Origin of the sequence: Paracnuella aquatica (assembly GCF_003332885.2) — a bacterium.
GTDB classification, from domain to species: Bacteria; Bacteroidota; Bacteroidia; order Chitinophagales; family Chitinophagaceae; genus Flavisolibacter; species Flavisolibacter aquaticus.
In genome coordinates this window covers 1-1,402 of sequence record NZ_QOWJ01000043.1, presented here as the reverse complement: position 1 = coordinate 1,402, position 1,402 = coordinate 1, and the positions used below count along the sequence as shown (strand labels likewise).

Below are 1,402 nucleotides of genomic sequence, written 5' to 3'. Positions count from 1 at the left end.
CTGTCCTTTAGACTTGCATTTTTGATTATTGCGGTGGTTTTCTTTTTGTTGTGGTTTACTTCTATACTGTTTGCTTTCTTTGGTTGGCTATTGGTTTAGTTTTTTTGTACAAATTACCTTACTGACCGGCTGTGGCGCATGATGACGCTGTCAGGGATTTAAGGCCCAGGGCATGATTCCATCCACTACCGGTTTGTTTTCTCTATAGGGACCAAATGACAATTAGGGCAATACCCATTATCAAGGACTAGGTCGTTGAGACAAACATCAGTAAGGCAACCGAGGCCAAAGCTACGCCATAGCACTATATATACATAACCTTTCAACGCCCTTTGCCCCATGCCTTCCACTGCCATTTGTTTTTATTTGGGTGCCGACATCAGCCAGGACCATATTGATGTAGCCTTGCGCATACGCAAGGAGGACCACAGCCTCTCTGCGCTGCAAAGCATTCGTATAGACAATAGTAAAAAAGGGTTTGCACTATTGCACAAGTGGTTGCTCAAAGCATCAGTACAATTGGGTGGACAGGCCCTGATGGTAATTGAAAACACCGGCGTGTACCATCGTGCGCTCATGCGGTGGTGCCATGCCGCAGGGCTGCCCTTATACATCGGCAATGCCACAGGTTTGCACCACAGCTTCGGAATTGTACGGGGTAAGGACGACCGTGTGGATGCCGAGCGCCTGTGCACCTACTGCCTGCACCATGCAGATACGCTTAAAAGCAGCAGGGTGGTGAGTGAAGCGGTGCTGCAGCTCAAAGACCTGTATGCCGTGAGGTCGCGGCTGCTGCGCCAGAAAGCTGCCCATTGCCAGCATCTCTTGCAATTGAAGCGCAGTGAAAGCAAGGCGGTGTATGCAGCCCTGGCACAGGGGCTTCGTCCTGCCATCCAGGGCCTGAAAACATCATTGCAGAAAATAGAAGCCGCCATCAAAGAGCTGATTATGGGTAATGAAGCGCTGGAAGCCAGGTATCGTGTACTGTTGTCGGTACCTGGTGTGGGGCATGTAACGGCGGTGTACCTGATTTGCTGCACCAACAACTTTTCGGAAGGGGTCAGCGGTAAGTCGCTGGCCTGTTATGCAGGTGTGGCACCTTTTGGCAAACAAAGCGGCACATCCATTAGGGGACGTGCCCGGGTGCACCCAATGGCCAACAAGGAGCTAAAGAAGCTCTTGCACCAGGGAGCACGGTCCGTGGTGGTACACAAGGAGGAGTTTCGCAGCTATTATGAGCGCAAGAAAGCAGAAGGCAAGCATGACCTGTGCGTGATCAACGCCATCAAAAACAAAATTCTGCTGCGCGTAGCTTCGGTAGTGACTAAGGGCCGGAAGTATGAAGAAAAACGACCCGCTGCAGCTTAAAAAATTTTTGGATAAATCATGACAATCATGCCGA

Annotated in this window: 1 protein-coding gene; it reads left to right on the top strand. The window is 50.4% G+C overall.

What is annotated here, in order from left to right; genetic code table 11:
- Positions 1-339 precede the first annotated feature (339 nt).
- Positions 340-1,368 carry an IS110 family RNA-guided transposase gene (locus DRJ53_RS20985; RefSeq protein ID WP_114237631.1) on the top strand — a complete coding sequence of 343 codons (1,029 nt, stop codon included), beginning with the start codon at positions 340-342 and terminating at the stop codon, positions 1,366-1,368.
- The last annotated feature ends 34 nt before the right edge of the window (positions 1,369-1,402 follow it).